The sequence below is a fragment of the Bifidobacterium kimbladii genome, from assembly GCF_032193675.1.
Taxonomy (GTDB): domain Bacteria; phylum Actinomycetota; class Actinomycetes; order Actinomycetales; family Bifidobacteriaceae; genus Bombiscardovia; species Bombiscardovia kimbladii.
Map to the genome: position 1 here is coordinate 60,670 of NZ_JASTZZ010000003.1, position 23,249 is coordinate 83,918.

Genomic DNA, 23,249 nt, shown 5'->3' on the forward strand with positions numbered 1-23,249 from the left:
TGATACGAATTGTGCCCCCGTCCGGTTTGAGCCGGACGGGGGCACAATCTTTATTGGCAGCGAGTGTCAATCAGGCGCTCAGCCGTTGACGCGGTCGATGCCCTTCTGCACGTCGGAGAGGACCGAATCCCAGGAGTCGATGAAGGCGGCGACGCCATCGGCCTCCAGCTTGTCGGTCACATCCTTGATGTTGATGCCCAGGTCTGCCAGCTTCTGCATCACCTGGTGGCTCTCCTCGTAGGTGCCCTTGACAGAGGGAGCGCCGTTGCCGTGATCGGCCAGAGCGTTCAGGGTCTTCTCAGGCATGGTGTTGACCACGTCAGGGGCCACCAGCTCGTCCACGTACTTGCAGTCGGAGTAGGCGGCGTTCTTGGTGCCGGTGGAGGCCCAGAGCGGACGCTGACGCTTGGCGCCCTTGGCTTCCAGGTCGGCCCAGCGGGGATCGCTGTCGAAGGCCTTCTCGAAGAGCTCGTAGGCCAGGCGGGCGTTGGCCACAGCGGCCTTGCCCTCCAGGGACTTGGCCTCGTCAGAGCCGTTGGCCTCCAGCAGCTTGTCAACCGCGGTGTCCACGCGGGAGACGAAGAAGGAGGCGACCGAGCCCATGTGCTTCAGGTCATGGCCGTTCTTGTCGGCCTGGACCATGCCCTCGATGAAGGCGTCGATGACCTGCTTGTAGCGCTCCAGGGAGAAGATCAGGGTCACGTTGACCGAGATGCCCTTGGCCAGGGTGGCGGTGATGGCAGGCAGGCCCTCCAGGGTGGCGGGGATCTTGATCATGGCGTTGGGTCGATCGACCTTGTTCCAAAGCTCTTCGGCCTGCTTCTCGGTCTCTTCGGTGTTGTGGGCCAGACGAGGATCGACCTCGATGGAGACGCGTCCATCCACGTAGTCGGTCTTCTCTGCAACCTCGCGGAAGATGTCGGTGGCGTTGCGCACGTCGGTGGTGGTCAGCTCGCGGACGGCCTGCTCAACGGGGATGCGGCCCAGCTGCTTGAGCTGTTCGTCATAGGGACCCACCTGGCTCAGGGCCTTCTGGAAAATCGAGGGGTTGGTGGTCACGCCCACCACATTGCGCTCGGCGATCAGTTGCTGCAGATTGCCCGACTCGATGCGGGTGCGGCTCAGATCGTCCAACCAGATCGAGACACCTGAATCGCTGGTGCGCTGGGTGTTTGCATTTTCTGCCATCTTGTCACTCCTTATTTGGGTTCCCGATGGAATCACATTCACTATGCACTACCGGGAAGTCTGTTGCTGTATTCCCGCAGGCCCGCGTTTCGGGCGTGCCTGCAGGGGAGGGGGCCGGCGTCGCGGACGGCCCCCGATTGATCACGATGCCGGGTTCAGCGGGCCCGACGGACTTCCTCCAAGGAGGCCTGTGCTGCTTCGACCACATGATCGGCGGTGATGCCCAGGTCGCGCATGTTCTCGTCGCCGCTGCCCTGCAGGCCGAACTGCTCGATGGAGACGGGCTTGCCATAGCTGCCCAGGTACTTGTACCAGGGCGTGGCCAGTCCGGCCTCAACGGAGACGCGGGCCTTGACGGAGGCGGGCAGAACGGCTTCCTTGTACTCGTCGTCCTGCTCCTCGAACCACTCCAGCGAGGGCACGGAGATGACGCGGGCCTTGACGCCCTGCTCGGCCAGGGTCTTGGAGGCGGCCACAGCGTGCTGCACCTCGGAGCCGGTGGCCATGATGAGCACGTCAGGCTGGCCCTCGGTGTCGACCAGCACGTAGGCGCCCTTGCGCACGCCTTCGCGGGCCTTGGCCTTGGTCTCCTCCAGGGTGGGCACGCCCTGCCTGGTCAGGATCATGGCCGTGGGGTGGGTGTTGTCCTTCTCGAAGAAGGCGCGGTAGGCCTCAGCGGTCTCGTACTGATCGGCGGGGCGCACAACCTCCATCTGGGGGATGGCGCGCATGGCGGTCAGGTGCTCGATGGGCTGGTGGGTGGGGCCATCCTCGCCCAGGGCCACGGAGTCGTGGGTCCACACATACAGGTTGGGGATGTCCATCAGGGCGGCCAGGCGCACCGAGGGGCGCTCATAGTCGCTGAACTGGAAGAAGGTCCCGTTGTAGGGCCTGGTGTCCGAACCCAGCAGGATGCCGTTGGTGATGGCGCCCATGCCGAACTCGCGCACGCCGAAGTGCAGCTGGCGGCCGTACTTGCTGGCCTTGGGCCACTGGACGGTCTTGTCGGCCTCGGGGGCGAAGGAGACGGCACCGTTGATGTTGGTGTTGTTGGAGCCGCCCAGATCGGCGGATCCGCCCCAGAGCTCGGGCATGATGGGGGCCAGGGCGTTGATGACCGCGCCGGAGGCCTTGCGGGTGGCCACCTTGGAGCCGGGCTCGAAGCCAGCCTCCAGGTCGTCCAGGGCCTTGTCGAAGCCCTCGGGCAGCTTGCCGGCATGGATGCGGTCGTAGAGGTCGGCCTTGTCGGGGTTGGCCTTGCGCCAGGCCTGGTAATTCTCGTCCCAGTCCTTGTGGGCGGCCAGGCCGCGCTGGGCGACCTCGCGGGCGTGGGCCAGGGCCTCCTCGTCGATCTGGAAGCTCTGCTCAGGGTCGTAGCCCAGGGCTTTCTTCAGGCCGGCGACAGCCTCGGCGCCCAGGGCTGAGCCGTGGGCTGAAGGATCGTTGGTCTTGCCGGGGGTGGGCCAGGCCATCAGGGTGTCCACCTTGATGAACTTGGGCCGGTCGGTGACCTGCTCGGCCTTCTCCAGGACGGCAGCCAGGCCCTCGACGTCCTCCTTGTAGGAGCCGTCGGGCTGGATGAAGCTGAACTCGTCGGTGTACCAGCCGTAGGCCTGGTAGCGCTTAAGGATGTCCTCGCCCAGGGCGATGCGGGTGTCGCCCTCGATCTGGATGTGGTTGGCGTCGAAGATGACGGTCAGGTTGCCCAGGCGCTGGTCGCCGGCCAGGGAGCTGGCCTCGGAGGAGACGCCCTCCTCGACGTCGCCCTCGCCGCAGATGACCCAGACCTTATGGTCGAAGGGGGACTGCCCTTCGGGAGCATCCGGATCCAGCAGACCGCGCTCGTAACGCTGACCATAGGCGAAGCCCACGGCCGAGGCCAGACCCTGGCCCAGCGGGCCGGTGGTCATCTCGATGCCGGGCGTCAGGCCGTACTCGGGGTGGCCGGGGGTCCTGGTGCCGGCGGTGCGGAAGCGCTTCAGATCGTCCAGGGTCAGTCCATACCCGGAGAAGTAAAGCTGCACGTACTGGGTCAGCGAGGCGTGGCCGCCGGAAAGAATGAACCGATCACGCCCGACCCAGTCGGGGTCGTTGGGGTCGTGACGGATGAAGTGCTGGTAGAGCGCGTAGGCGATGGGCGCCAGCGAAATAGGGGAGCCGGGGTGGCCGCTTCCGGCCTTCTCGACCGCGTCGGCCGAGAGGACCTTGGCCATCTTGACAGCCCGCTCATCGAGTTCGGACCATGTGAAATCTGCCATATGGTGCTGCTTTCCTTCCAATCTAGAGGTCTCCATGTTCGACTTGTGTCGAAAATGTTCGATTACCTTCACATTGCGCTTCCATCGTATCGGTTTGAGACGACACAATTCGGCTCTTCGCGCGACATTTTGGCACTCTCATGGCCCGAGTGCTAATAATGAAACCATGACGGAAGGAGCGACATTGCCTAATACCAGACGCATGCTGGTGCTGCGCGCGGTCGTCGAGGACTATATCCGTTCTCGCGAGCCGGTAGGGTCGGGTTCGCTCACCAGGAATCATCAGCTTGGAGTCAGCTCCGCCACCGTGCGCAACGACATGGCGGCCCTGGAGAGCGAGGGCTACCTGGTCCAGCCCCACACCTCGGCCGGCCGCATCCCCACCCAGAAGGGCTACCGTTACTTCGTCGACAGGCTGGCCACCATCGTGCCCTTGTCCGCCGCACAACGCCGGGGGATCAACGCCTTCCTGTCCGGGTCGGTCAACCTGGAGGACACCCTGCAGCACGCCGCCCGGCTTCTGGCGCAGATCACCGGGCAGATCGCCGTGGTGGCCTCGCCCTCCCTGGCCAGCTCGAACCTGCGCCGGGCCGAGCTCATAGGACTGAGCCGGGGGACCGTGCTTATGGTGGTCATCACCGACACCGGCCGGGTGGTCCAGCGCACCCTGCACGGGCCCCTGCAGGAGGATCCGAACGCCCTGGCGGACCTGTCCGACCAGATCAACAGGCAGTGCCAGGACCTGCCCCTGGACCACGCCGCCGACCGCTGCCGCATGCTGGCCGACTCCCTGACCGAGGGCCGAGACAAGTCCATGCTGCGCCTGGTGGCCACCGTCTTCGACGAGATGGCCACCCGGGAGCAGACCAGCGGCCTCTACATGGCCGGCACCTCCCAGCTGACCCACAGCCAGGCCGTCTCCCTGGGGGACCTGGGCTCGCTGCTGGACGCCCTGGAGGAGCAGGTGGTGCTCATGCGGCTCATGCGGGCCCAGAGCGAGCTTTCGCGCGAGAGCAACGGCGTCAGCGTGGCCATCGGCACCGAGACCCGGACCCCGGAGCTGGCCCACGCCTCGGTGGTGACCAGCGGATACGGGCATGCCCGGTCCAGGCAGACCGACGGCTCCGAAGCCGACGAGCCCGTGGCCTTCGTGGGCTCCATCGGCCCGACCCACATGGACTATCCGGCGACCATGAGCGCAGTTCGTGCCGTGGCCTCCTATCTGACCGGTTTCCTGGCCGGCGGCGGGGAGCCGTGACCGTCAGGGCAAGGGCATAAGTCATAGGTATCGTGGGCCCATGCAACTATGGGTCGAGAGGGCATCAAACGAAAAGGATGATCGGTGGCAGATTACTACGAGGTTTTGGGAGTCGAGCGCGGCGCGAGCGATCAGGACATCAAGCGTGCCTATCGCAAGATGAGCCGCAAGTACCACCCGGACATCGCCGGGCCTGAATACGAGGACAAGTTCAAGGAGGTCAACAGCGCCTACGAGGTGCTCTCCGACCCCGAGAAGCGGCGCATGTACGACGCGGGCGTGGACCCCAACGACCCGCAGGCCTCCCAGGGAGGCAGCCCCTTCGACATGGGCGACGTCTTCAACCAGTTCTTCGGCGGCGGCTTCGGGGGCGCCGCCCAGGGGCCCATTCCGCGCACCCAGCCCGGCCGGGACGCCCTGGCCCAGATCTCCGTGGACATGAAGACCGCCATCTTCGGCGGGGTGGTGCGCACCCCCATCAGCACCTACGGCCTCTGCCAGGAGTGCGGCGGCTCGGGGGCCCAGAAGGGGACCTCGCCGGTGACCTGCCCGGTCTGCAACGGCAAGGGCTATGCCCAGAAGGTGGTGCGGACCCTGCTGGGGCAGATGATGAGCCAGGCACCCTGCGAGCGGTGCGAGGGCCACGGCACCATCATCGAGCACCCCTGCCCGGTCTGCAACGGCCACGGCCGTGTGCGCACCCGGCGCGAGGTGGGCGTCAACGTGCCCGCAGGCGTGGCTGACGGCTCCCGGCTGCGGCTGGCCTCCCAGGGCGAGGTGGGCGAGGGCGGCGGTGCCGCCGGCGACCTGTATGTGGACATCACCATCAAGCCCGACAAGCACTACACCCGCAGCGGCCAGGACCTGCACTGCTGGATCGCCGTGCCCATGACCTGGGCCGTGCTGGGCCACCAGGTTGACCTGGAGACCTTCGACGGCCAGCGTCAGGTGGACATCCCCGCCGGCTGCCAGCCCGACCAGGAGATCACCATCAAGGGCCTGGGAGTAACCAGGCTCGGCAACCGGGAGGAGCGCGGCGACATCATCGTCCACGTGCTGGTCCAGATCCCCACCAAGCTGGACGACGATCAGCGCCGCCTGATTGAGGACTTCGCCAACAGCCACGACTCCGAAGCCAGGCAGGTCCCGCAGAGCGCCAAGCCTGCCGGAGCCGGGGGCCGCAAGGGGATCTTCGGCAAGCTCAAGGACATCTTCAGCTGAGTCGGCTGAGTCAGCCCAGCAGCGACCGGCACATGGACCGGTACTCGCTCACATAGCCGCCGCCGAAGAAGGCGCAGTGCCCGGCGATGGCGTAGAGCTGCCAGAGCGTGGTCCGGTTCCGGTAGCCGGCCGCCAGCGGGTGCACGCTCTGGTAGCCGTCCAGAATCTGCCCCAGGTAGGGGATGCCGAACAGCTGCAGCATGGCCAGGTCCTCCTCGCGGTGGCCGCCATGGGCCGCAGGGTCGATCAGGACGGCCTGGGTGTTCCCGTCGTTCCTGGTCCACATGACGTTCCCGCTCCACAGGTCCCCGTGGACCCGGGCGGGCTTGTCATTCGCGGCCGCGCCCAGCAGCTCCGGCAGGGCCTGGATCACCTCTTCGGTCATCTTCATGTCATCGCGGTTCAGGGCCCGCCGATCCATGGCCATGCCCACCATCGGCTCCAGCCGCCCCTTGGCCCAGTAGGTGGCCGGGTCGTCCCAGGCGCCCACGTCCATGGGCAGCGGATCCTGCAGGGGTCCGAAGTAGCAGGTGCCCGTGTAGCCCTCGGGCGCGGAGCCGAAGTGGTCGGCCCCGGCATCATGCATGTGGGCCAGCTGGGCGCCAAAACGGTAGGCCGCACCAGGCGTGGGGGAGGCGGAGGTCACCTCCTCGATGTCCAGGTAGTCCGGGCCCCAGCCGTAGACGTCCACCACCCGGGGACCGCCCTGCGCCTGAGCCTGGCCCAGCCATTTAAGACCGCGCCCCTCGCACTCGAAGAATCCCGCCGGGGCCCCGCCCCTGGATTTTCTGTAGGTCTTGGCCATGATGATCCACACCCCTAATCGTCGAGTCGTCGATTCCGACAAGACCCATTGTGGGCATTCTGCGAGACATGCCCGGGCCTTGGCTCTGCCTGCCCTTTGCGGTGGCTATGCTTGCCATTGTTGTCCGACATAGCAAGAGGGGTCCATGAATTTCTTCGAAGCCATTCTGTTCGGCCTGGTGCAGGCCCTGACGGAGTATTTCCCCGTCTCATCCAGCGCCCATATCCGCATCGTGGGCGGCCTGCTGGGCCAGGACCCGGGCGCGGCCTTCACGGCCATCATCCAATTCGGCACCGAGCTGGCGGTCCTGCTCTACTTCCGGCATGACATCGCCCGCATACTGACCCACTGGTTCCGCTGCCTGGCCGGCAAGGACGGCTCCTCTTGGCGTGAGCGGATGGGCTCCAAGGACCATGACGCGGCCCTGGGCTGGTACATCATTCTGGGCACCCTGCCCATCGTGGTGGCGGGCCTGCTCTTCCAGAAGATCATCGAGACCAAGCTGCGCAACCTCTGGATCACCGTGGTGGTGCTGATCGTCTTCGGCCTGCTGCTGGACTACTTCGACCGCCACGGCCGCCAGAACAAGGAGATCCGCCAGATGAGCGCCCGCGACGCCCTGCTATTCGGCATCGGGCAGATGCTGGCCCTGATCCCCGGCGTATCCCGTTCGGGCGGCACCATGACCTTCGGCCGTGCCCTGGGCTACACCCGCGAGTCCGCCACCCGGGTCAGCTTCCTCATGGCCATCCCTGCCGTCTTCGGCGCCGGCATACTCGAGACGGTCAAGTCCTTGAAGAACATCAACGCGGACGCTGCCTTCCCTGGCTGGGGGGCCACCATCTGCGCCACCGTGGTCAGCTTCCTGCTGGGATACATCGTCATCATCGCCTTTTTGAAGATCGTCTCGCGCTTCTCCTACCGGGGATTCGTCATCTACCGGATCGGCCTGGCCATCTTCGTGGCCATCATGCTCATGGTCGGCGCCCTGCCCGCAGTGGGCGGCGTGGCGGCCAGCTGAGCCTGGGTGAATTGCCGGGGGATTCGACGCTCGGATGGCTGCATGATAGGATTTGCTCATGCGCTGCCCATGGTTGCGGGGGACTGGGTCAGCCAAGCGTTTGAATCCTTTGGGGAGGTTTGTTGTGGTTTCGTCGTCGACGTCTGCCGATTCTCGTACGCATAGGTTTGGCCTGCGGTCGCTCATGTCAGCAATGGTGCTGATACCCCTCCTGCTGACCGGCATGGCCACCGGCACCGTCTTCGCCTCCGGCTCAGATGTCAACGGGGGGGGGGGGTCGTTATACCGCTCAGGTAGATAACGGTTCCCTGAGCGATCTACAACCGACCAGCCTGCCTTCCCCGTCGCCGCTGACGACGTCATCTGTTTCTTCTTCCCCTGTTCAAACCCCGACAGGTTCTTCCCAATCCCTTGGAATCTCGTCATCCAGCTTTTATTCACCTGCTGGGACCCAGTCTGCTGCTGCTTCCCATACTGTGGTGTTCGACCCTGCCAATGGAAGCAAAGGGGAACGTGTAACTGTGCCGGATGGCTCCTTGGCGTCGCCGCCTGCCGATAATCCGAAGCGCGACGGCTACCGTTTCGACGGCTGGTCCGAGCATGACGCGATGATGGATTTCCTCACCCCGATCACCAGGGACATCACCTTGAAGGCCAAGTGGACCCCGGTGACTGATTGGGCGCTCAGCCCCGACCATGGTCCGGCTTCCGGCGGCACCAGCATCACCATCACACCCCCGAGTGCGGACTCACCATCGTTCAGCGCATTGGAAGCCCATGACGACAAGCTGACCGGCGTGACCGGCGATGGCCGCCTGTTCACGTGGACATCAAAGGCTGAAATGCCTGTTCAGGTGCCATCGCCTCAGGGCGAACCCGGTGACGTGCGATTCATGACTGGAATAGTTGGCCATGACGGCTTTGCTGCCTTGAGCAGGGACCACCGCATCTACACCTGGAGCAAAGGCGGGGATACGCCTGCCCTGCTTGACGCAGATTCCACGACGTACACCAGCATTGCCATGGCTGCCGACCAGATCATAGCAGTGAATCAGGATGGCCGTATACGCACATGGACCAGCAAGGGGGAGCTGACAGGAAAGGCCATAAGTCTGCCCAAGCAGGCCACAGCAATCACGGTGGCTGGCAATGCTGATCGCCTGCTTGCCATGGACAGCAAGGGCAAAATCTGGGCTTGGAAGCCGGATGCCGTTGATACCGCTCAGATCCAACCCGTCAAGATTGCTCACCGAATTGTTCAGATATCAGCCACGGATCATGGCTTTGTGCTTCTGGACTTTACCGGCCAGACCAGTTATCTGGACAACGGACAAACCCAGCCAGAATTGCTGATTGTGCCCGACCATTCTGCCGTTGCAGCAATAAGCAGTGACGCTACACAAGCAGCGTTGGTTGATTCCAATGGTCTTGTCTGGGCCTGGAAGCCCGGCGAAACCCCCAAGCGTGCGGACGACGGGAGCCAGCAGTACGTGCAGGCTGCAAGCATCGCCGGCGGGATCGCCGCCATCAGCAGGCAGGGCGGCATGCTCGCGTGGAGCCTGGACGGGCAGGGCCAGCCCGGCAAACCCGTCAGGCTCGACACCGCCACAGCGCCCATCCTGGCATCAGCCAGCCTGGACGGCCAGCCGCTCAACCTCACTGCGAAGAACAATGCCTGGCGGGCGGACATGCCCGACCATAAGCCGGGGCCGGCCGTCATCCTCATCACGGGCAGGCAGGACGGGCAGCCTTTCGTCAGGAGCCTTGCGTACACGGTCGACCAGCCGCTGGCACGGGCTGCGGAGCCAGGATCCGCGTTCACGGTCCGCTTCGACACAGGCGGCGGAAGCCCCGCACCAGCAGACCAGACTGTCCCCGCCCCGTACGGGAGGGTCAAGCGCCCCTCCCCCGACCCTGCGCGGGAGGGCTTCCTGTTCGACGGCTGGTTCACCGGCGAGGTCGCCTACGATTTCAGCAGGCCCGTCGGCAAGGACCTGACCCTGGCCGCCCACTGGACGCCGGCAAGCCGGAACAGCGGGTGGAGCATCAGCCCTGATAAGGGCAGCCAGCTGGGCAGGGAACCCGCCACCATCACCCCGCCCGACAACGCCAGCCGGGGCATCAGGTTCAGCCAGGTCAGCGGATCAACAAACGGTTATTTTTCCTTGGCGGTGGGCAGCGACGGGAACGCCTACGCCTGGGGACCCAACAGCCAGGGCCAGCTCGGCGACGGGACAAGCAGCAGCCGGAATACGCCGGTCAGGGTGAGGACGCCCGACCGCAGCACGTACCCGGACCTGCCGGAGGACTTCACCTACCTGCAGGTCAGCGCCGGACAATATCATTCCCTGGCCCTGGGCAGCGACGGCAACGTTTACGCCTGGGGGCGCAACGGCTCTGGCCAGCTCGGCGACGGGACAAGCAGCAGCCGGACTACGCCGGTCAGGGTGAAGACGCCCGACCGGAAGACCTACCCGGACCTGCCAGCGGACTTCACCTACCTGCAGGTCAGCGCCGGAGGCTCTCATTCCCTCGCCGTGGGCAGCGACGGCAACGTGTACGCCTGGGGATACAACGGCAATGGCCAGCTCGGCAACGGGACGACAAGCTACAGCGGCCAATCTACGCCGGTCAGGGTGAAGACGCCCGACCGGAAGACCTACCCGGACCTGCCAGCGGACTTCACCTACCTGCAGGTCAGCGCCGGATTCGATCATTCCCTGGCCGTGGGCAGCGACGGCAACGTTTACGCCTGGGGGAGCAACACCAATGGCCAGCTCGGCGACGGGACAAGCAGCAGCCGGACTACGCCGGTCAGGGTGAAGACGCCCGACCGGAAGACCTACCCGGACCTGCCAGCGGACTTCACCTACCTGCAGGTCAGCGCCGGAGGCGATCATTCCCTGGCCCTGGGCAGCGACGGCAACGTGTACGCCTGGGGGAGCAACACCAATGGCCAGCTCGGCGACGGGACAAGCAGCAGCCGGACTACGCCGGTCAGGGTGAAGACGCCCGACCGGAAGACCTACCCGGACCTGCCAGCGGACTTCACCTACCTGCAGGTCAGCGCCGGAGGCGATCATTCCCTGGCCCTGGGCAGCGACGGCAACGTGTACGCCTGGGGGAGCAACACCAATGGCCAGCTCGGCGACGGGACAAGCAGCAGCCGGACTACGCCGGTCAGGGTGAAGACGCCCGACCGGAAGACCTACCCGGACCTGCCAGCGGACTTCACCTACCTGCAGGTCAGCGCCGGATTGGATCATTCCCTGGCCCTGGGCAGCGACGGATACGCCTGGGCATGGGGATGCAATTTGTATGGCCAGTTCGGCAACAACAGCAGCGGCTCCACTTTTAATCTTGCTCCTGCGCGCGTGCGCGACCCCGCCAGCCCCACCGACACGAGCCGAGGGCTCAAAGCCGCACAGGTCAGCGCCGGATTCCATGATTCGCTGGCCGTGGGCAGCGACGGCAACGCCTGGGCCTGGGGATCCAACGTCAATGGCCAGCTCGGCAACGACAGCATCCCCACAGGATCCTCCTATCAAGCTCGGAGTCCTGTCCCTGTGCCGGTGTCGTTCAACCTGGCTCTGGTGATCACCGGCGTCAGGTTCGACCAGACCGCTATATCAGGCCTAACGCGCGGCGACGGCGGCAGCGTCACCGTGACCACGCCCGCGCACCAGCCGGGCACGGTCACGGTCAGCGTGGACTACACGCTGGGCGGTGCACCCCAAACGCCCGACACATCCTTGAAGTACACGTACCTGCCTGCAGGCGTGCTCCCACGTGCCGGAGGGCAGGGCATCCTGCTCGCCCTGGCCACCGGCGTGACCGGCATGGGCGGGGTCATGGCATCCCGCCGCCACCGGAAGGAACAGCACCAACTGGTTCACGCTTCGCACGAGTAAGAGCGGCCGGGCGGCGTATCAATCCCCCCGCCCCCGGCCCTATATAGGGGGAGCAGGGAGGAAACGTGTCACTGAAGGCTCAAACCCCAAGAGAGCCGACACATCCTCCCGCGCCCCCATCACACTTCTGCAGGCGGAAGCAAGGGGCAGGCATGCACGCTCCCGCCTCTGCCTGGGAGAGGAGGAAACACGGCCAGGCCGGCCAGGAGGCTTAACAGCCCCTAGCCAGCCCGGCCGCTGTTTATCCATTCAGACATGTGTCGTATCAACTTGTTTAATTTCTTTGACAAAGTGGCCTTTAGATCCAACCGATCCCAACACACGTGACCAGACTCACATTATTTATGCACTTTGTCCTAGGCGCGCTACAGGTACTTATCCTCAGCTTCTGAATCACTCGGTTCCCCATGATTATCAGGTTTCCGTTCTTGACTTGGCCTGCAGGATTCATGGGAAGCGGCTCCGCCACAACGCTGCGTCCGTTACGACTGGCCGGGTTTGCGAAAAGCAAGAATCAGCCGCCTTCGTGCGCTACCATGAAAATCCCTTCTGCACTTCGGCTCTCCTGCGGCCTCGATAGGCCGTATGCAACGGACAGAAGTGCGCAAAAGAAGGTCTAATATACGGGATTAGAGGAGGCCGATTGGCTGGTATGGAGGTGATGGACCATATCACGCCATCCAATACCTTTCGCTTCCCGCAGCACCAACCGGTGGCTACAAGCCGCCCTGTTAGGATGTTGAGGATCAGCCATGCATTTCACAGTAGACAACCTTGAACAGGTATTTCCCCTGGCAGAATTCATAGCCGATTCCTTCGGTCCCATGGCCGAGATTGTGGTGCATGACATCACCCGCCCGGAAAATTCCATCGTCTTCATCCGCAACGGGCAGCTCTCCGGACGCTCCCTGGGCGACGGGGTTACGGACCAGACGTTCCAGCTCGCCATACGGGCCGACCAGGACGGGGCCGACTTCGTCTCCGACTACCGAGGGCGCCGCCTGAACAAGCACGAGTTCCGCGTCTCCTCCTACCTGATCCGCAACCAGGAGCAGACCGTCATTGGGCTGCTCTGCATCAGTATCAACATCACCGAGCTGCAGCAGGCCGCCCACGTGCTGCAGACTCTGTCCTCGATCGACTCCGACGATGTGCAGATCTCCACCGAGACCTCGCGCCGCCACGTGAGCGAAGAGCCCGCGGAGAACATCCGCAGGATCACCAGGGACGAGGTCCGCCAGTTCAACATTCCCATGGACAAGCTGACCAAGCAGGACAGGCTGGACATCATCCGCAACATCAAGGACCGGGGCATCTTCCTCATCAAGGGCGCGGTAGGCATCGTGGCCCCCGAGCTCAAGATATCGATTCCCACCCTCTACCGGTACCTGCAGGCCCTCAAATAGGGCCTGAAAAGTAAGACCTCCGGCGGCAGGAGAGGGGGGTATATTTCTGTGCCGCCGGAGGAGCTTTACAGCACGGCCGCCGCCACTGGCGACAACCGGAACGTGGCCACGCAAACAGACCACGCAAGTATTGCATAGATAAAACAGGGAGACCACAGTTTCCTCAAGCTGTGGCGCATTGCAGATTCAGCCAGGCTAGTTACATGCCCTCATTGGCCTAGGCCTTTCTTCATGCTATCACCTCTTCAAGGATGCACAGGTACTCCCGTTTCAGGCAGGTCCCCCGACCTGTTGCTAAGAGCAAATTATCACAAGGTCCCGGACATGCTCAACACTCCGTTCGCTATATGCCGCAACAACCGGCATTGCAGGGCGGTTTGTGCATAATTCAGCGGAGTCGGCTGCCTAAAGCGAGCCCGAAAAGTAAATCTCAGCTGGTCTGCTAACAATAATTTATTACCTGAATTTCCGCTGGAGGAATCATTAGCCAGGGATCATCGGGGATTCGATCACTGACAATGCAGAAGGTTTATAAACTGCCGATTGTTGACTGAGAACTGTTACCGGATGGAAAATAGGGGAGAAGCGGAAAATCCAGGTGGGCGATGCAGGAATCGAACCTGCGACCCCTTCGGTGTGAACGAAGTGCGCTAGCCGCTGCGCCAATCGCCCGGATTGGGAAAGACCACCGAAGTGATCCTCGTGGGCGATACTGGATTCGAACCAGTGACCCCTTCCGTGTCAGGGAAGTGCGCTACCTCTGCGCCAACCGCCCGGGTCATTCTCGTTTCGAGAGAGAGGTGGGTACGAGAGTCGAACTCGTCTATACGGCTTTGCAGGCCGCTGCCTAACCGCTTGGCTAACCCACCGTATTGGTTAAACTGCTCGAAACCTCGAGCGGGCAACGGGACTCGGACCCGCGGTCTCGACCTTGGCAAGGTCGCGCTTTACCAACTAAGCTATGCCCGCACTTTCAACTTTCACCGTGGTGGTGACTGCCGAAGCACGTTGCACTACTGTAGCGTAGACCTCCGCACTTGGCAAAAAGCGCGTGTCGCCGCGTCATAGAGCCACCCTCCGCTGATGGCAAAGCCGCGAAATACAAGGCTTCCTACCGGTAGGGTGAGAGGTATGAGTGAAGAAGCCAGGCAGCACTGCACCATGGTGGCCGCCTTCGATGGCTGGAACGATGCGTGCTCAGCCTCGACCAACGTCATCCGCCACCTGTTGAACGTCTACGAGTCCCACGAGATCGGCAGCATTCCGGGCGACGGGTTCTACGACTACCAGATGTCACGGCCCATGCTCTGCCATGTGCAGGGCAGGCGGCGGATCATCTGGCCCTCCGCCAAGATCTACCGGGTGCGGATTGATGACACACACACCCTCCTGCTGGAGATGGGCCCGGAGCCCAACTACCACTGGAGCGACTTCTGCCGGCGCAGCATCCACTGGGCCGAAGACGACGAGGCGGAGGCCATCATCACCCTGGGCGCCATGTTCGCCGACTGCCCCCACACCAGGCCCCTGCCCATCGACGACCTGGCCGGCGACCAGCCCAAGACCGACACCGACGGCCATTCCGGCCCCATAGGCATCCCCACCGTTCTGGACGCCCTGGCCACCCAGGACGGCTACAGCACCGAGTCCATCTGGGTCTCTGTGCCCCAATACCTGGGCAGCGACGAGTGCGCCCAAGGCACCCTGCAGCTGCTGCAAAGGCTCTCGGCCATGCTCGGCGTCCACCTTGACGAGGGGGAGCTGCCCCGCAAGGCCGCCGAGTGGAAGGCCCAGGCCGGCATGCTGCTGCGCTGCAACGACGACCTGGCCAACTACGTCCGCCGTCTGGAGATGGACGTCGACCAGGCCCAGGTGGACGAGCCGGCCGCCGAAGAGCTGGTCCGTGAGGCCGAGGATTATCTGCGCTCCATGGGCAACAAAGGCCCCTCCTTGTCTGAGTGACGACCTAGGCTGTGGCTCGATAACCATGTCCAGCCTGCACCCTGTAACGCGGGCTCCGATAGCAAGGACGGCATTCATGACACAGTCGAGCATCTCCATCATCGTCAAGGGCGAACGGAAGGAGGTGGCGGCGGATCAGACTGGCGTCCAGCTTTTTGCTGACGACAAGGACATCATCGCCGTCGACCTCAACGGGCAGCCACGCGACCTCTACACGCCCCTGCACGAGGGCGACAAGGTCGAGCCCATCACCCTGGAGAGCGACCAGGGACTGGCCATCATGAGGCATTCGGCCACCCACGTCATGGCCCAGGCCGTCCAGGAGATCCGCCCGGACGCCAAGCTGGGCATCGGCCCGGTCATCAAGGACGGCTTCTACTACGACTTCGACGTGGACAAGCCCTTCACCCCCGACGACCTCAAGCAGATCGAACAGCGGATGAAGCGGATCATCAAGTCCTCCCAGAGCTTCCGCCGGCGCGTGGTCACCGAAGAGGAGGCCCGCAAGGAGGAGGCCGACCAGCCCTACAAGCTGGAGCTGATCGGGGCCAAGGAGGCCGAGATCAACAGCGAGGAGGCCACCGAGGTGGCCACCGGCGGCGAGCTGACCATGTACGACAACCTGGACCGCGAGGGCAACACGGTCTGGAAGGACCTCTGCCGGGGCCCCCACCTGCCCAACACCCGCTACATCCGCAGCTTCAAGCTCATGCGCACTGCCGCCGCCTACTGGCGCGGGGACGAGAAGAACCCCATGCTCCAGCGCATCTACGGCACCGCTTGGGCCAACAAGGACGACATGAAGGCCTACACCGCCCGTCTGGAGGAGGCCGCCCGCCGCGACCACCGCAAGCTGGGCGCCGAGATGGACCTCTTCTCCTTCCCGGACGAGATCGGGCCCGGCCTGCCTGTCTTCCACCCCAAGGGCGCAGCCGTCATCAACGCCATGGAGGACTACTCCCGGCAGATGCACCGGCGCAACGGCTACTCCTTCGTGCAGACCCCGCACATCACCAAGGGCCACCTCTACGAGATCTCGGGCCACCTGCAGTGGTACAAGGACGGCATGTACCCGCCCATGCACCTGGACGAGGAGAAGGACGCCAACGGCAAGGTCACCCGCCAGGGCTTCGACTACTACCTGAAGCCCATGAACTGCCCCATGCACAACCTGATCTTCAAGTCCCGCCAGCGCTCCTACAAGGAGCTGCCCCTGCGGCTGTTCGAGTTCGGCACCGTCTACCGCTACGAGAAGTCCGGCGAGGTCCACGGCCTGACCCGCGTGCGCGGCCTGACCCAGGACGACTCCCACATCTACTGCACCAGGGACCAGATGAAGGGGGAGCTGACCAACCTGCTCCAGTTCGTGCTCAAGGTGTTGAAGGACTTCGGCCTCAACGACTTCTACCTGGAGCTGTCTACCAAGGATCCCAACAAGTTCGTCGGCTCCGACGAGGTCTGGGAGGAGGCCACCAACACCCTGGCCGAGGTGGCCAAGGACTCCGGCCTGGAGCTGGTCGACGACCCCGAGGGCGCCGCCTTCTACGGGCCCAAGATCTCTGTGCAGGCCCGGGACGCCATTGGGCGCACCTGGCAGGTCTCCACCATTCAGCTGGACTTCAACCTGCCCGAGCGCTTCCAGCTGGAGTACATCGCGGCCGACGGCTCCCACCAGCGGCCGGTCATGATCCACCGGGCCCTCTTCGGCTCCATCGAACGCTTCTTCGCCATCCTGCTGGAGCACTACGCCGGCGCCTTCCCGGCCTGGCTGGCCCCCGTCCAGGTGCAGGCCGTGCCCGTGGCCGACGAGTTCGCCCCCCACCTGGAGCACCTGCTGGACCAGCTGCGCGACGACATGGTCCGCTGCGAGATCGACCGCTCCGACGACCGCTTCGGCAAGAAGATCCGCAACGCGGCCAAGTCCAAGGCCCCCTTCATCCTGATCGCCGGCGAGGAGGATGCCTCCAAGAACGCGGTCTCCTTCCGCTTCCGCGACGGCAGCCAGCTCAACGGGGTGCCCGTGGAGCAGGCCCGCGCCTGGATCAACGAGGCCATCAAGGTCCGCGCCCAGATCAACTCGGCAGACGACTTCCGAGCGAACACCTCCTGCAGTCAGGACTGACCAATGTTCGAGCATCTACGGCGCCCCTGGAAGCGCATCATCGCCCCCATCGCCCGCGGCCTGGTTCGTCTGGGCGTGAGCGCCAACGGTGTCACCATCAGCGGAGCCGTAGGCACCACCCTGGTAGCCATCGTGACCGGGTTCACCGGCTGGCTCCTGCCCGGGGCCATCGTCCTGGCCATCCTGGTGGCCTTCGACTCCCTGGATGGTTCCGTGGCCGCGCTGACCGGCGGTGGCACCCAGTTCGGGGGCTTCCTGGACTCCACCCTTGACCGGATAGCCGACTGGGCCGTCCTGGCCGGGGTCATCATCTACCTGCGCCGCCACGAGCTGGACTGGGTGGCCGGTGGCAGCCACCAGGGTCCCGACATCTGGGCCCAGGTGGGCATGGCCGCAGCCCTCTTCGCCATCATGACCTCCTTCGTCACCTCCTACGCCCGGGCCCGGGCCGAGGCCGAGGGCTTCGAGGCCAAGAACGGCATCGCCACCAGGTCCGACCGGCTGGTCATCATCCTGGTGGGCATGGCCCTGACGGGAGCCGGGCTGCCCCTGGCCGTGCTCAGCTGCTTCCTGGTCCTGCTGGCCCTGCTGGGCATCGTCACCGTCTGGCAGCGGATCAGCCACGTCGCCAAGGACATGAGCCGCAACCCGCAGCCCGCCAACCCCAGCCACGAGTGAGCCTATGCCGGACCGACTGCTCATTTTTCTGGCGCAGCATGCGCGCCTGGTGCCCGAGGGGCTGCTGCGCGGCCTCTTCCTGGCGGCGGCCGACCTCTGCTGGCTGTTCCGGATAGGCGGCGTCAGACAGCTGGAGCGCAACCTGGCCCATGTCATGCCAGAGGCCGACCGTCGCAGCCTGCGGCGCACCTCGCGCCAGGGCATGCGCTCCTACTTCGTCTACTTCGTCGAGGCCCTGACCGTGGGAGCCCGCACCAAGGAGCAGCTGCTGGCACGCATACATGGCGGCGGCAGCGCCTACCCGGATCCGGCCAAGAGCGACATCGGCCTGCGATCCCTGCCCATCGGCATGGGCCACCAGGGCAACTGGGACTACGCGGGCTTCTGGGCCTGCTCCACGGTCGGCCAGGTAACCACGGTGGCTGAGCGGCTGCGGGACCCTGGGATGCTGAACACCTTTGCGGACATCCGTCGCCGCCTGGGCATGAACATCCTGCTGACCGGCGAGCCGGACATCACCGGCCGTCTGACGACCCTGTTGCGGAAGCCTGGCCAGGTGGTGCCCCTGCTGGCCGACCGCGATCTGAGCCGCCGTGGCGTCTTCGTCAAGGCCTTCGACTCCTGGATTCGCGTGGCCGCCGGACCTGCCGTCATCGCCTTGGACGCCCGTCTGCCCCTGTATACCGTGAACATGCACAGGGAAAAGCTGACGGAGGAGCGCCGTCGGCAGGCCAAGACCCCCTACGGCTATGTCTGCCAGGTGGACGGGCCCATCGCCATCGAGCCCTACCTGGAGATGCCCCGGCAGCAGGCCATCAAGGACCTGACCCAGGCCTGGGTGGACCAGTGGGCCCAGGGCATTCGCGAGCATCCCGAGGACTGGCACATGCTCCAGCCGATTTTCCTTGAGGATCTGGATCTTTCCCGGATGCACGACCTGCCGGACTTCATCCTGGCCCAGGCATCCGAGAACAAGGGAGGTGACGGGCATGAAGGCATCCGAGCAAAGGCCTGAGCAGGAATCAGAGCGCGCCGCCATCAAGGCGCCTCTGCGGGTGGGGATCATCTCGCCCTACTCCTTCGAAACCCCGGGCGGCGTCCAACTGCACATCCGCGACTTCGCCAGGCATCTTATGGGCCGCGGCCACCAGGTGCAGGTTCTGGCCCCGGGCCGACGCACCCAGGACATGCCCCTCTGGGTGCATACCACCGGCTCCTCCTTCTCCATTCCCTACAACGGATCCGTGGCCAACCTGAGCTACTTCGGCGTGGCCGGCCACAAGACCCGGCAGTGGGTCAGGCAGGGGCATTTCGACATCCTGCACCTGCACGAGCCCGAGGTGCCCTCCCTGAGCCACAAGCCCCTGAGGCCCGGATTCATTCCCTGCCCCTATGTGGCCACCTTCCATGCGGCCTTCGATACGACCCCGCTGGCCCTGAGGCTGACCAGGCGCTACCTGCGCCGATACCTGGCCAACATCAGCCAGGCCATCTTCGTCAGCCCCTCGGCCATGCAGAACGCCCGGAACCTGCTGGAACCGGGCATACCCAGCCAGATCATCCCCAACGGCATCGAAACCAGAGCCCTGCGCAATGCCCGGCCGCGCCCAGAATGGCAGGGGAACGAGCGGGAGCCCACCATCGGATTCCTGGGACGGATGAAGGAGGAGCGCAAGGGGTTCAGGATTCTGGCCCAGGCCGCACCTGCCATCCTGCAGCGGGTGCCCGGAGCCCGCTTCCTGTGTGCAGGTGACGGCCAGGGGGAGGCCCGGAAAATACTTGAGGACGTCGATCCCGGACTGGCCCGGCACTTCACCTTCCTGGGTCGGATCAGCGACGAGGACAAGGCCTCCTTCTACCACAGCCTGGGCCTGTATGTGGCTCCGCAGACCGGGGGAGAGAGCTTTGGCATCGTGCTGGTCGAGGCCATGGCGGCAGGCTGCCCGGTGGTGGCCTCGGACCTGCCCGCCTTCGAGGATGTCTCCCAGAAAGGCCGCAGCGCGCGGCTGTTCGACACCGGGGATCCCCAGGACTGCGCCCGGGCGGTCCTAGGCCTGCTGGACGACCGACCTGCCCGCCTGGACCTGGCCTCTTGCGGAATGCGTCGGGCCAGCGACTACGACTGGGAGCGGGTCACCGACCAGGTTCTGGATGTCTATGCCCGGGCCCTGGCGGCCAGGCCCGATCATCGCCGTGGCCTGCTGGGCAGGCTGGTGGGCCGGAAGGCTGGTTCTCCTTGCGATGAAGCCCCAACGGAAGGGCCTGAAAACCCGTAAAATTGTCGTAGAGCGGAACTAGAATTCCATTCGTTTACGCATTCGTACCGTCAGGAGACATATGTCAGGGCATTCGAAGTGGGCGACCACCAAGCACAAGAAAGCAGCCATCGACGCCAAGCGTGGCAAGCTCTTCGCCAAGCTGATCAAGAACATCGAGATCGCCGCCCGCACCGGCGGCGGTGACCCCGACGGCAACCCCACCCTCTACGACGCCATCGTCAAGGCCAAGAAATCCTCCGTGCCCGCAGACAACATCACCAGGGCCGTCAAGCGCGGCTCGGGCGAGGAGGCCGGAGCGGCCAACTACGAGACCATCGTCTACGAGGGCTACGCTCCCGCAGGCGTGGGCATCATCATCGAATGCCTGACCGACAACCGCAACCGCGCGGCCGCCGAGGTCCGTTCCACCCTGACCAAGGGCGGCGGCTCCCTGGCCCAGAACGGGTCGGTCAGCTTCAACTTCGAGCGCAAGGGCCAGATCATCGTCCCCTCGGAGGGCCTGGACTACGACACGGTCTTCGAGAAGGCCGCCGAGGCCGGTGCTGAGGACGTGCAGGACAACGGCGAGAGCTACACCGTGCTGACTGCCCCCGGCGACATGGTCAACGTCCGCAAGGCCCTGCAGGACGCGGGCATGGACTACGACTCCGCCGACCTGGTCCTCAACCCCAAGAGCGAGGTCACCCTGGACCTGGATTCCGCCCGCAAGGTCTCCAAGCTGATCGACAACTTGGACGACCTGGACGACGTGCAGGAGATCTACAGCAACTGGACCGCCCCCGACGAGGTCATGGCCCAGTTGGACGACGAGTGACCCTATGATCGTTCTCGGCGTCGACCCGGGGCTCACCCGATGCGGCGTTGGCGTCATTGAAGCCGGTGCATCGCGCCGGCTTTCCTTTGTTCATGTGGACGTCGTGCGCTCAGACCCCGAACAGAGCCAGGACCTGCGGCTGCTGGCCATCTACCAGGGGCTGACGGCCGCCCTGGACCGTTTCAGCCCTGACGTGGTGTCCATCGAGCGGGTCTTTGCCCAGTCCAACCACAACACCGTGCTGGGCACCGCCCAGGCGGCGGGGCTGGCCATGCTGGGGGCGGCGCAGCGGGGGATCCCCGTGGCCCTGCACACCCCTACTGAGGCCAAGATGGCCGTGACCGGCAACGGGCAGGCCGACAAGATCCAGGTGCAGCGGATGGTGGCCCGCATCTTGGGGCTCAACCAGCTGCCCAAGCCCGCCGACGCTGCCGACGCTCTGGCCCAGGCCATCTGCCACGCCCTAAGGCCCGCCGGCGCCATCCAGGGCGGGGAGCGCGAGGAGCATCTGACCCAGGCCCAACGGCAGTGGGCACAGGCCTCTGCCAAGTACGGCAAGCATCGGGGAGTCCAGCGAGACATGTAAGCTGATTCGAACAGACGTTCGATTCCATCGAGGGGTGATCAAGTGCTGGCAATGCTGACCGGGCGGGTGGCCGCCATCGAAACGGGCTCCGCCGTCATCGATGTTTCGGGGGTGGGGTTCGAGGTGCGCATGCCCCAGTCGGACCTGGCCTCCATGCGGGCCGAATCCACGGTCACTGTCTACACGGCCCTCTCCCTGACCCAGGATGCACTGACCCTCTACGGATTCCTCAGCCGCACGTCGAAATCCCTCTTCGCCCAGCTGCAGAAGGTCAGCGGCATCGGACCGCGCGTGGCCCTGTCCATACTCGCCACCCTGAACTCGGACCAGCTGGCCCAGGCCGTGGCCGACGGCGATGCTGCGGCCCTGTCCCGGGCGCCCGGCCTGGGCAAGAAGGGCGCTCAGAAGATCATCCTCGAACTCTCCGGCAAGCTGGATCTGGATGCCGGCACAGGCAAGCAGGGACCTGCCCAGACCGACGACGGCGCCCACCAGGTGGTTGAGGGACTGATCTCCCTGGGCTGGCTGCAGCGTGATGCCGAGCAGGCCGTGGAGCAGACCTGCAGCGAGGGCGGCTACACCCTGCCCCTGCAGCCGGCCGACATTCCCAAGGTGCTCAAGCAGGCCCTGACCCGGCTGGACAGGGGGCGCTGACCCATGGCTGACAAGCAAATGACCACCGGGTACATCGACTCTCAGAATGGCGACGCCCAGGAGGAATCCCTGCGGATGGTCTCGGCCCGGCCCATCGAAGGCGAGCCGGTCAGCGACGAGGAGCTGCGTCCGGAAACCCTGGACGGATTCATCGGACAGCCCCGGCTCAAGGCCCAGCTGGGCCTCTTCCTGAAGGCCGCCAAAAAGCGGGACGTGGCCCCCGATCACATCCTTCTGGCGGGCCCTCCAGGCCTGGGCAAGACCACCCTGGCCATGATCGTCGCCCACGAGCTGGAGGTGCCCATCCGCGTCACCTCGGGGCCGGCCGTCCAGCATGCCGGCGACCTGGCCTCCATCCTGAGCTCCCTGGAGGCCGGCGAGGTGCTCTTCATCGACGAGATCCACCGCCTGCCCAGGGCCGCCGAGGAGTTGCTTTACATCGCCATGGAGGACTTCCGGGTGGATGTCATGGTGGGCAAGGGCCCCGGAGCATCCTCCATTCCGCTGACCCTGCCCAGGTTCACGGTCATAGGCGCCACCACCCGCGAAGGCATGCTGCCCTCGCCCCTGCGGGCCCGGTTCGGCTTCACCGCCCACCTGGACTTCTACCCGGAGGAGGAGCTGGAGAAGCTGGTCGAGCGGTCGGCCAAGGTCCTGGGCATCGTCCTGCAGGATGACGCCGCCCATCAGCTGGCCCTGCGCTCCCGCGGCACGCCCAGGATCGCCAACCGCCTCCTGCGCCGGGTGCGCGACTGGGCCATAGTCCACGATCTTGACCAGGTCGGCCCTGACGATGTCAAGCAGGCCCTGTCCCTCTACCAGATCGACTCTGAGGGGCTGGACCGTCTGGATCTGGCCGTCCTCAAGGCCATCGTCAACAGTTTCGACGGCGGACCCGTGGGCCTGAACAACCTGGCCGCCATGGTTGGCGAGGAGGCCGAGACGGTCGAGACGGTCTGTGAGCCCTACCTGGTACGCGAGGGCTTCCTGGTACGCACCCCGAAGGGGCGTGTGGCCACCACCAAGGCCTGGGAGCACCTGGGCCGCAAACCGCCCGAGGATGTCATGAAGCTGTTCTAGACTGGG

17 protein-coding genes and 4 tRNA genes are annotated in these 23,249 nt (G+C 64.9%); 14 read left to right on the top strand and 7 right to left on the bottom strand.

Features of this window, described 5'->3' with window-relative positions; genetic code table 11:
- Positions 1 to 78: 78 nt before the first annotated feature.
- The gene (gene tal / locus QRX41_RS04955; RefSeq protein ID WP_029678820.1) at positions 79 to 1,188 is read right to left on the bottom strand and encodes a transaldolase; all 1,110 of its coding nucleotides are present in this window, start codon (positions 1,186 to 1,188) and stop codon (positions 79 to 81) included.
- Between the two features lie 155 nt (positions 1,189 to 1,343).
- Positions 1,344 to 3,446, bottom strand: a complete 2,103-nt coding sequence (tkt, locus tag QRX41_RS04960; protein ID WP_045924430.1) for a transketolase — start codon at positions 3,444 to 3,446, stop codon at positions 1,344 to 1,346.
- Positions 3,447 to 3,630: 184 nt separating this feature from the next.
- Between tkt and hrcA the strand changes: the two genes are divergently transcribed.
- Positions 3,631 to 4,704, top strand: a complete 1,074-nt coding sequence (hrcA, locus tag QRX41_RS04965; RefSeq protein ID WP_156147933.1) for a heat-inducible transcriptional repressor HrcA — start codon at positions 3,631 to 3,633, stop codon at positions 4,702 to 4,704.
- A gap of 84 nt (positions 4,705 to 4,788) precedes the next feature.
- Entirely contained in the window at positions 4,789 to 5,925 is a 1,137-nt protein-coding gene (gene dnaJ / locus QRX41_RS04970; protein ID WP_045924428.1) for a molecular chaperone DnaJ, read from the top strand.
- Positions 5,926 to 5,935: 10 nt separating this feature from the next.
- On the opposite strand, the gene QRX41_RS04975 is transcribed toward dnaJ, so the two are convergent.
- Positions 5,936 to 6,730 carry a fructosamine kinase family protein gene (locus tag QRX41_RS04975; RefSeq protein WP_045924492.1) on the bottom strand — a complete coding sequence of 265 codons (795 nt, stop codon included), beginning with the start codon at positions 6,728 to 6,730 and terminating at the stop codon, positions 5,936 to 5,938.
- A gap of 145 nt (positions 6,731 to 6,875) precedes the next feature.
- Between QRX41_RS04975 and QRX41_RS04980 the strand changes: the two genes are divergently transcribed.
- From QRX41_RS04980 to QRX41_RS04990, 3 genes are all read left to right on the top strand, one after another.
- Entirely contained in the window at positions 6,876 to 7,751 is an 876-nt protein-coding gene (locus QRX41_RS04980) for an undecaprenyl-diphosphate phosphatase (RefSeq protein WP_029678827.1), read from the top strand.
- 521 nt (positions 7,752 to 8,272) lie between these two features.
- On the top strand, positions 8,273 to 11,662 hold the full coding sequence (locus QRX41_RS04985; protein WP_313839114.1) for an RCC1 domain-containing protein: 3,390 nt from the start codon (positions 8,273 to 8,275) through the stop codon (positions 11,660 to 11,662).
- Positions 11,663 to 12,414: 752 nt separating this feature from the next.
- Complete coding sequence (locus QRX41_RS04990) at positions 12,415 to 13,068, top strand: helix-turn-helix transcriptional regulator (RefSeq protein WP_313839115.1); 654 nt, start codon at positions 12,415 to 12,417, stop codon at positions 13,066 to 13,068.
- Positions 13,069 to 13,667: 599 nt separating this feature from the next.
- On the opposite strand, the gene QRX41_RS04995 is transcribed toward QRX41_RS04990, so the two are convergent.
- The 4 genes from QRX41_RS04995 to QRX41_RS05010 form a co-directional block, all read right to left on the bottom strand.
- Positions 13,668 to 13,740 (bottom strand) — tRNA-Val (locus QRX41_RS04995).
- A 31-nt stretch (positions 13,741 to 13,771) separates the two neighbouring features.
- A tRNA-Val gene (locus QRX41_RS05000) sits at positions 13,772 to 13,843 on the bottom strand.
- Positions 13,844 to 13,866: 23 nt separating this feature from the next.
- Positions 13,867 to 13,937, bottom strand: a tRNA-Cys gene (locus QRX41_RS05005).
- Positions 13,938 to 13,964: 27 nt separating this feature from the next.
- Positions 13,965 to 14,037, bottom strand: a tRNA-Gly gene (locus QRX41_RS05010).
- Positions 14,038 to 14,199: 162 nt separating this feature from the next.
- On the opposite strand from QRX41_RS05010, the gene QRX41_RS05015 reads away from it, so the two are divergent.
- The 9 genes from QRX41_RS05015 (at position 14,200) to ruvB (ending at position 23,243) form a co-directional block, all read left to right on the top strand.
- Positions 14,200 to 15,030: a PAC2 family protein gene (locus QRX41_RS05015; protein ID WP_313839117.1), complete on the top strand. Its 831-nt coding sequence runs from the start codon at positions 14,200 to 14,202 to the stop codon at positions 15,028 to 15,030.
- A 76-nt stretch (positions 15,031 to 15,106) separates the two neighbouring features.
- Positions 15,107 to 17,152: a threonine--tRNA ligase gene (thrS, locus tag QRX41_RS05020; protein WP_045924424.1), complete on the top strand. Its 2,046-nt coding sequence runs from the start codon at positions 15,107 to 15,109 to the stop codon at positions 17,150 to 17,152.
- Between the two features lie 3 nt (positions 17,153 to 17,155).
- Positions 17,156 to 17,830: a phosphatidylinositol phosphate synthase gene (gene pgsA, locus QRX41_RS05025; RefSeq protein ID WP_313839119.1), complete on the top strand. Its 675-nt coding sequence runs from the start codon at positions 17,156 to 17,158 to the stop codon at positions 17,828 to 17,830.
- A 4-nt stretch (positions 17,831 to 17,834) separates the two neighbouring features.
- A complete protein-coding gene (locus QRX41_RS05030; protein WP_313839121.1) occupies positions 17,835 to 18,845 on the top strand; it encodes a phosphatidylinositol mannoside acyltransferase in 1,011 nt (336 codons plus the stop codon).
- Complete coding sequence (locus QRX41_RS05035) at positions 18,820 to 20,106, top strand: glycosyltransferase family 4 protein (protein ID WP_313839123.1); 1,287 nt, start codon at positions 18,820 to 18,822, stop codon at positions 20,104 to 20,106. The genes QRX41_RS05030 and QRX41_RS05035 overlap by 26 nt, the downstream gene beginning before the upstream one ends.
- 61 nt (positions 20,107 to 20,167) lie before the next feature.
- Positions 20,168 to 20,923, top strand: coding sequence for a YebC/PmpR family DNA-binding transcriptional regulator (locus QRX41_RS05040; protein ID WP_024627747.1), 756 nt, complete (start codon positions 20,168 to 20,170; stop codon positions 20,921 to 20,923).
- A gap of 4 nt (positions 20,924 to 20,927) precedes the next feature.
- Positions 20,928 to 21,509 (top strand): crossover junction endodeoxyribonuclease RuvC, encoded by a 582-nt coding sequence (gene ruvC, locus QRX41_RS05045; protein WP_045924420.1) that lies wholly within the window; start codon positions 20,928 to 20,930, stop codon positions 21,507 to 21,509.
- A 42-nt stretch (positions 21,510 to 21,551) separates the two neighbouring features.
- A complete protein-coding gene (gene ruvA / locus QRX41_RS05050) occupies positions 21,552 to 22,163 on the top strand; it encodes a Holliday junction branch migration protein RuvA (protein ID WP_306222179.1) in 612 nt (203 codons plus the stop codon).
- Positions 22,164 to 22,166: 3 nt separating this feature from the next.
- Positions 22,167 to 23,243 (top strand): Holliday junction branch migration DNA helicase RuvB, encoded by a 1,077-nt coding sequence (ruvB, locus tag QRX41_RS05055; RefSeq protein WP_313839124.1) that lies wholly within the window; start codon positions 22,167 to 22,169, stop codon positions 23,241 to 23,243.
- Positions 23,244 to 23,249: the final 6 nt, after the last annotated feature.

What these genes read in the sequence shown, in the direction of transcription:
- tal (WP_029678820.1), bottom strand. Translation starts at nt 1,188, where the DNA reads ATGGCAGAAAATGCAAACACCCAGCGCACCAGCGATTCAGGTGTCTCG.
- tkt (WP_045924430.1), bottom strand. Translation starts at nt 3,446, where the DNA reads ATGGCAGATTTCACATGGTCCGAACTCGATGAGCGGGCTGTCAAGATG.
- QRX41_RS04975 (WP_045924492.1), bottom strand. Translation starts at nt 6,730, where the DNA reads ATGGCCAAGACCTACAGAAAATCCAGGGGCGGGGCCCCGGCGGGATTC.
- QRX41_RS04980 (WP_029678827.1), top strand. Translation starts at nt 6,876, where the DNA reads ATGAATTTCTTCGAAGCCATTCTGTTCGGCCTGGTGCAGGCCCTGACG.
- QRX41_RS04990 (WP_313839115.1), top strand. Translation starts at nt 12,415, where the DNA reads ATGCATTTCACAGTAGACAACCTTGAACAGGTATTTCCCCTGGCAGAA.
- QRX41_RS05015 (WP_313839117.1), top strand. Translation starts at nt 14,200, where the DNA reads ATGAGTGAAGAAGCCAGGCAGCACTGCACCATGGTGGCCGCCTTCGAT.
- thrS (WP_045924424.1), top strand. Translation starts at nt 15,107, where the DNA reads ATGACACAGTCGAGCATCTCCATCATCGTCAAGGGCGAACGGAAGGAG.
- pgsA (WP_313839119.1), top strand. Translation starts at nt 17,156, where the DNA reads ATGTTCGAGCATCTACGGCGCCCCTGGAAGCGCATCATCGCCCCCATC.
- QRX41_RS05030 (WP_313839121.1), top strand. Translation starts at nt 17,835, where the DNA reads ATGCCGGACCGACTGCTCATTTTTCTGGCGCAGCATGCGCGCCTGGTG.
- QRX41_RS05035 (WP_313839123.1), top strand. Translation starts at nt 18,820, where the DNA reads ATGAAGGCATCCGAGCAAAGGCCTGAGCAGGAATCAGAGCGCGCCGCC.
- QRX41_RS05040 (WP_024627747.1), top strand. Translation starts at nt 20,168, where the DNA reads ATGTCAGGGCATTCGAAGTGGGCGACCACCAAGCACAAGAAAGCAGCC.
- ruvC (WP_045924420.1), top strand. Translation starts at nt 20,928, where the DNA reads ATGATCGTTCTCGGCGTCGACCCGGGGCTCACCCGATGCGGCGTTGGC.
- ruvB (WP_313839124.1), top strand. Translation starts at nt 22,167, where the DNA reads ATGGCTGACAAGCAAATGACCACCGGGTACATCGACTCTCAGAATGGC.